At 72.7% G+C, this 6,138-nt stretch carries 7 protein-coding genes; 3 read left to right on the forward strand and 4 right to left on the reverse strand.

Annotation, left to right across the window (positions count from 1 at the left end):
* Both PROKR_RS30965 and PROKR_RS23290 read right to left on the reverse strand, forming a co-directional pair.
* The coding region (locus PROKR_RS30965) for a zf-HC2 domain-containing protein (protein WP_211240212.1) at positions 1-379 on the reverse strand (379 nt) is incomplete at its 3' end.
* Between the two features lie 107 nt (positions 380-486).
* Entirely contained in the window at positions 487-1,050 is a 564-nt protein-coding gene (locus PROKR_RS23290) for an RNA polymerase sigma factor (protein WP_036968107.1), read from the reverse strand.
* A gap of 216 nt (positions 1,051-1,266) precedes the next feature.
* On the opposite strand from PROKR_RS23290, the gene PROKR_RS23295 reads away from it, so the two are divergent.
* Positions 1,267-1,746: a hypothetical protein gene (locus PROKR_RS23295; RefSeq protein WP_157602565.1), complete on the forward strand. Its 480-nt coding sequence runs from the start codon at positions 1,267-1,269 to the stop codon at positions 1,744-1,746.
* Positions 1,733-2,479: a cytochrome b/b6 domain-containing protein gene (locus PROKR_RS23300; RefSeq protein ID WP_245605944.1), complete on the forward strand. Its 747-nt coding sequence runs from the start codon at positions 1,733-1,735 to the stop codon at positions 2,477-2,479. Before PROKR_RS23295 ends, PROKR_RS23300 begins: the two co-directional genes overlap by 14 nt.
* A 71-nt stretch (positions 2,480-2,550) precedes the next feature.
* On the opposite strand, the gene PROKR_RS23305 is transcribed toward PROKR_RS23300, so the two are convergent.
* Positions 2,551-4,287, reverse strand: a complete 1,737-nt coding sequence (locus PROKR_RS23305) for an L-aspartate oxidase (protein WP_036968112.1) — start codon at positions 4,285-4,287, stop codon at positions 2,551-2,553.
* A gap of 102 nt (positions 4,288-4,389) precedes the next feature.
* A complete protein-coding gene (locus PROKR_RS23310) occupies positions 4,390-5,046 on the reverse strand; it encodes a biliverdin-producing heme oxygenase (protein WP_036968115.1) in 657 nt (218 codons plus the stop codon).
* A gap of 140 nt (positions 5,047-5,186) precedes the next feature.
* On the opposite strand from PROKR_RS23310, the gene PROKR_RS23315 reads away from it, so the two are divergent.
* Positions 5,187-6,138: alpha/beta fold hydrolase (locus tag PROKR_RS23315; RefSeq protein WP_245605945.1), on the forward strand; the 952-nt coding region annotated here is incomplete at its 3' end.

The raw sequence follows: 6,138 nt of genomic DNA on the forward strand, positions 1-6,138 counted from the left end.
CCGCGCGGCGCATCCGGTGCCGGCGGACGGTCGCGGGGCCCCTGGCCCCGGCAGACCCGGCCGCAGGGGCAGACCCGGGTGCCTTGGCGAGTCTCGCTTCTCCGGCGGCCCCGGCAGCCCCGGCCTCCTCGGTCGATCTCGCCGGGTTCGGCGTGAGCCGGTCCAGCACGCGGCCCTCGAACCCCGCAGCGGGCTCACGCTCCGGGACCAGCAGGAGCAGCTCGTCCGCGGTCGCGGACAGTGAAGACAGCTCGTCCCGGCACCGGTCGCAGGTGGCCAGGTGCGCCATCACCTCGCCGCGCGTGGTGCCGTCGGCGACCCCCAGCGCCACCTCGGTGAGTGCGTCGCGCAGGTCGGCGCAGCGGTCGGTGCCGTTCATGTCTCCGTTCCCATCTCCGCTTCTACCGCCGTTCCTGCCGCCGTTCCTGCCGCCGTTCCCGTTGTCGCTGCCGCCGCCGTTCCCGCCGCCGTTCCCGCCGCGCGAGTTCATGGTCGATCCACCTCCCGGCTGCTCGCCAGCTCGTCCCGCAGGTGCCGCAGCCCGAGCCGGATGCGGGTCTTCGCCGTCCCGAGGGGCACCCCCGTGCGCTCCGCGATCTCGGCACCGCTGAGCCCGAACACCGACGCGAGCACCACCGCCGTCGCCTGCTCGCGGGGCACGTGGGACAACGCGGCGTCCACGGTGGTGCCGGTCGCCACCTGGTCCGCCAGGCGGTCGGGGTCACCGACCGCCTGCGCTGTGATCCGTTCCGCCATGATCACCGGGTCCACGGGCACGTCGCGGCGTACCCGGAGCACGTCGATCGCGGCGTGCCGGGCGATCGCGAGCAGCCACGTCGTCGCGCGTCCCCGCCGGGGGTCGAACCCGTCGGCGTGCCGCCACGCCCGGACGAAGGTCTCCTGCGCCACCTCCTCGGCGACCGCGGGGATACCGACGACGAAGAGCGCCAGCCCGTACACCCGGGCCTGGTGCCGGCGCACGAACACGGCCGCCGCGTCCTCGTCGTCCGCGGCCATCCCGGCGAGGAGCGCCTCGTCCGATGCCGTCATGCCCTTTCCTACGTGCCGGACCCGCGTGCGGATCTCTGCCGGACTGATCTCGTGCCGCACCGATCTCGTGCCGGGCCGATCTCGTGCCGGCCGAAGTTCGTGACGAGTCCGCGGGCCGAGAGATCCGCCGGGCGGCCCGACACGTAGGGACTGGTGACGGGCGCCGCCGACGTCCGGATCGAGCCCGGGGTGAGCCCCGGAACAAGGGAGACAACCATGTCCAGACTACGAGGAGCGAGGCTCGCCGCCGGCGCCGTGCTGACGGTGCTGCTCGCGGCGGGTTGCGGCAGCACCGGCGGCACCGGTGGCGGTTACGACGGTGGCGGTTCGACCGACTCGGGCGGAGCCGGAGCCGGGGCCGGGGGCGGCATGACCCTCGAGATCACGTCCCCGGCCGACGGCGCCACGGTCGAGACGCCGTTCACGGTCGAGCTCAAGTCCAGCGAGGAGCTCGGTGCGCCGGATACCGGCAAGAACCACGTCCACGTGTTCTTCGACGGCAACGACCAGGAGTACCAGGTCGTCGAGGGCAACAGCGTCGAGATCACCGACCTGCCCGCGGGTGACCACGAGATCGACGCGTCGCTGCGCAACGCCGACCACTCCGCGGCCGGGGTGGAGACCCAGGTCAACGTGACCGTGGGGTCGGGCGGCAGTACGGGTGACAGCACGGGAGACAGCGGTGGGTCCTACTGAGCACCACGACACCGGACAGCACGACACCGGACAGCACGACACCGGACAGCACGACACCGAGCAGCACGCCGCCGGCACCGTCGAGCGCAACCGCCGAGCCGCGCGCTGGTTCCACGCCTGCGTGTACGTGTCCGTCATCGTCCTGCTGATCACCGGCTGGTGGCTGCTGCTCGGCAACGAGGGCAGCCCGAGCCTCATCGCCCGGGTCACGGGGGTCCCGGACACCGAGGTGCACACCGTGGCCGGCTGGGTGCTCGCGGGGGTCACCGCGCTGACCGTCGTCGTCGGCGCCCGCGGGTGGCGGGTGTTCTGGCGCGAGACCGTCCGGTTCCAGCACGGCGACGGCGCGTGGTTCCGGCGCTGGCCGGCCGCGATCCTCACGGGCCGGTTCGGTCGGCACGAGGGGCGGTTCGACCCGGGGCAGCGGGTCGCCAACCTCGTGCTCGTCGTCACGCTGCTGGCGCTGATCGGTTCCGGGATCGGGCTGGTGCTGGTCAGCGGCGGGCCGATGTTCGTGTGGTTCGCCCAGATCCACCGGTGGTCGACGTACGTGGTGACCCCGGTCGTCGTCGGCCACGTGGTCATCGCGTCCGGCATCCTGCCGGGCTACCGCGGTGTGTGGCGGGCCATGCACCTGGGCGGCAAGCTGCACCCGCGCGACGCACGGCGCGTCTGGCCGGGCTGGACGGAGCGCGCGACGGGCGACACCCACGACCCCCGCCACCTCCGCTGAGCGCGAGATCTCGGCCCTTTCCGAGTCTCGAAAGGGGCCGAGATCCGGCGCTCAGCCGAGCCGTGGTTCGGTCACTCGACGAGCTTGCCCGCCGTCGAGACCTCCTGGGCCGCGATCAGGGCGGCGATCTCCTCCGGGACGGCGGGGATCTCCTCGCGGACGACGCCCGTCGTCGGCGACCAGACCAGGTTCACCTGCAGGTTCGGGTCCAGGTCCGGGTAGTCGCTGCGGTTGTGGCAGCCGCGGGTCTCACGCCGCTCGAGCGCGGCCTCCAGCGTGGCCCGTGCCGCGATGAGGGACGCCTTGAGGTCGAACGCGTGGGCGAGGTCCTGGTAGCCCGCGATGTCCGGGTGCACGCCGACGTGCGTGGCGCGCTCCTCGATCTCCGCCAGCTCCTCGAGCCCCGCGAGCAGCCCTTCCTCGTCCCGGACGACGCCGGCGTGCTCGGTCATGGTGTTGCGCACGGCGCGCTGCAGGGCGCGCACGTTCTCGGTGCCGTCGGCGGCCAGCAGGTCGGCGACCTCGGCGCGGGCGCGGGCCTCGGCGTCGTGCGAGCGGAGCTGGGCCTCCAGGCCCGCGGAGTAGGCCGCGGCGGCACGGCCGACGAGGCGGCCGAAGACCAGCAGCTCGATGAGCGAGTTGCCGCCGAGGCGGTTGGCGCCGTGCAGGCCGCTGGACGCCTCGCCGATCGCGTACAGGCCGTTCACCTCGGTGCTGTGGTCCTCGGGCCGCACCCAGACCCCGCCCATCGAGTAGTGCGCGGTGGGCGCGATCTCGATCGGGTCGGTGGTGATGTCGAGCATCTGCAGCTCGAGCATCGTCTGGTAGACGCGCGGCAGGCGCGTCATGATCGTCTCCCGTGGCAGGTGCGAGACGTCGAGCCAGACCCCGCCCTTCTCGGTGCCGCGTCCCTCCTTGATCTCCGTGTACGCGGCCAGGGCCACGCGGTCGCGGGTGGACAGCTCCATCCGCTCGGGGTCGTACTTCGCCATGAACCGCTCGCCCAGCGCGTTGCGCAGGATGCCGCCCTCGCCGCGAGCCGCCTCGGAGACCAGCGTGCCCGCCGCGTTCTCGGGCTCCAGGATGCCCGACGGGTGGAACTGCACCAGCTCCGGGTCGCGCAGCCGGGCACCCGCCTCGACGGCCAGGCGGAACGAGTCGCCGGTGTTCTCGTCGCGGCGCGAGGACGTGCGCCGCCAGATGCGGTTGTGCCCGCCCGCGGCGAGGATCACGGCGTCGGCGTGGATCAGGTACGGCGTGCCGTCGGTGAGGTCGAAGCCGTAGGCGCCGAAGACGGCGCCGTCGTGCGTCAGGATCCGGGTGACGTAGACCGAGTCCAGGATCGGGATGTCGAGCTGCGTCGCTCGGTTCACCAGGGACCGCTGGATCTCCAGGCCCGTGTAGTCACCGGCGAAGGCGGTGCGGCGGTAGGTGTGCGCGCCGAAGAACCGCTGCGAGATGCGGCCGTCCTCCTCCCGGGCGAACGCCATGCCGTACCGCTCCAGGTCGGCGATGCCCTGGGCGGCGCCGCGCGCGACGATCTCGGCCGTGTGCGGGTTGGCCAGGAAGTAGCTCTCCTTGATGGTGTCGGCGGCGTGCTGCTGCCAGCTGTCCTCCGCGTCCATCGTGCCGAGAGCCGCGTTGATGCCGCCCGCGGCGAGCGAGGTGTGGGCGTCCATGCGGGGCCGCTTGCCCAGCGCCAGGACGTCCACCCCCTGTTCGGCGAGCTCGATGGCGGCCCGGAGGCCGGAGCCCCCGGTGCCGATGACCAGTGCGGTGGTGGAGATGCGCCGTTCGATGGTGTCCATACTTGAGTTGACACCGCAGGCCGCCGGGTTGTGACCCCTCTGAGCTGTGACAAGTCAGACGTTGTGACATGTCGGACGTGAGGTCGTCAGCACCCCGACGCGTCAGCAGTGGACGGCGGCCAGCTCCGTGAAGACCGCGCGGTTCAGCGTGAACGCCAGGTGCGTCTCGGCCAGGGTCGCGGCCACCTCGTCGTCGTCCAGGTCGAGCAGGTCGAGCTGGTGGCGGTAGGCGTCCTTGAACACCTTCACCTTCGGGATGTCGGGGAAGGTGTAGAAGGCCACGCCCTCCTCGTCCAGCCCGTAGTGCTCCTTCATCATGCGCTTGACGATCTGCCCGCCGGACAGGTCGCCCAGGTACCGCGTGTAGGAGTGCGCGGTGTAGTGCGGCAGGCTGCCCCCGACCTCGCGGACGTGGTTCGCGTACGCGCGGGTGGCCGGCAGGATGCGGATCTCCTCGCGCCATCCCGGCCCGTACAGGAAGGCCAGGTCCCGTTCGAGCGCCGGGACGCGGGTGAGCTCGGTGAAGACGAGGCCGGCCCCGCGGTGGTCGTCGCCCAGGGCGGCGCTCGCCTCCTCCAGTGCCTCGTACACCGGGAGGAGCTGGGCGGTCAGGTCGGCGTGCGCGGCGCGCGTGAGCCCGCCGGACAAGAGCTCCTCGATGAACTGCTCCGAGTTCGCGCCGGCATGGGCGTCACGGGTGCCCTGACGGAGCACGGCAGACAGGGGGACTGGGGCGAATTCCTCGGCGGGCAGGCTCACGTGGTCTCCTCCGACGCAGTTCAGACGTGCTGACAATGTGTCATCACGACGCGATCATAGCAACAGAGTAAGGCCAGCCTAACCTTGGTAGGAGTGGGTTTGAAGGGGGTGCCCGACGGCGTCTTCGGTACGGTCGGGCGATGTCCGCCGCACAGCCTCTGACCCCGGCCGGCACGCCGGCCGCCCACTCGGTCGCCGCAGCTGAGCTGCCGGAGCCCGTCGTCGTCGAGCTGGAGGTCGGCCCTGGTCCCGGGGACGACGATCTCCGCGGGCAGGGCGAGCGGGTCGCCACCTGGGTGCTGGAGCCGGCCGACCGCGCGCCGGCGGGCGACGTCGTGCTCTGCCACGGCACGCCCTGGTCCGCGCGGGTGTGGGCGCCCGTGGCTCGCGCACTGAGCCGGGAGTATCGCGTCTTCCTGTGGGACATGCCCGGCTACGGCGCCTCACCCAAGGGGCCCGACGTCGACGTCGACCTCGTGGCTCAGCGCCGGCGCCTGGCCGCGCTGCTGCGGCACTGGTCGCTGGACCGGCCGCATGTCGTGGCGCACGACATCGGGGGAGCGGTGGCCCTCGGTGCCCACCTCCTGGAGGCCGTCGACGTCGCGAGCCTGTTCCTGCTCGACATCGTCACGCTGGACCCCTGGGGGTCGCCCTTCTTCCGGCTCGTGGCCGAGAACGAGGCCGTCTTCGCGGCCGTGCCCGGCCCGCTGCACGGCGCCCTGGTGCGCGAGTACATCGCCGGGGCCGCGAACCACGGGCTGCCGGACGACGTCGTCGACATGCTCGCCGAACCCTGGCTCGACCCGGTGGGGCAGGCGGCGTTCTACCGCCAGATCGCACGGCTCTCGCCCGAGCACACCGCGCCGATCGTGCGCCGGCTCGGCGAAGTACGCTGCCCGGTCCGCGTCGGCTGGGCCGACGCCGACCCGTGGATCCCGTTCGAGCAGGCCGCCCGGCTCCGCGAGGCGCTGCCCGGCGACCCGGAGGTGGTGGCGTTCCCCGGGCTCGGTCACCTCGTGCCCCTGGAGGACGACGCCGCCGTCGGCCAGGTTGTCCGCGAGTGGCTCGCCGCGGCCGGCGACCCGGGGCCCG

Origin of the sequence: Promicromonospora kroppenstedtii DSM 19349, from assembly GCF_000515355.1 — a bacterium.
Taxonomy (GTDB): Bacteria; Actinomycetota; Actinomycetes; order Actinomycetales; family Cellulomonadaceae; genus Promicromonospora; species Promicromonospora kroppenstedtii.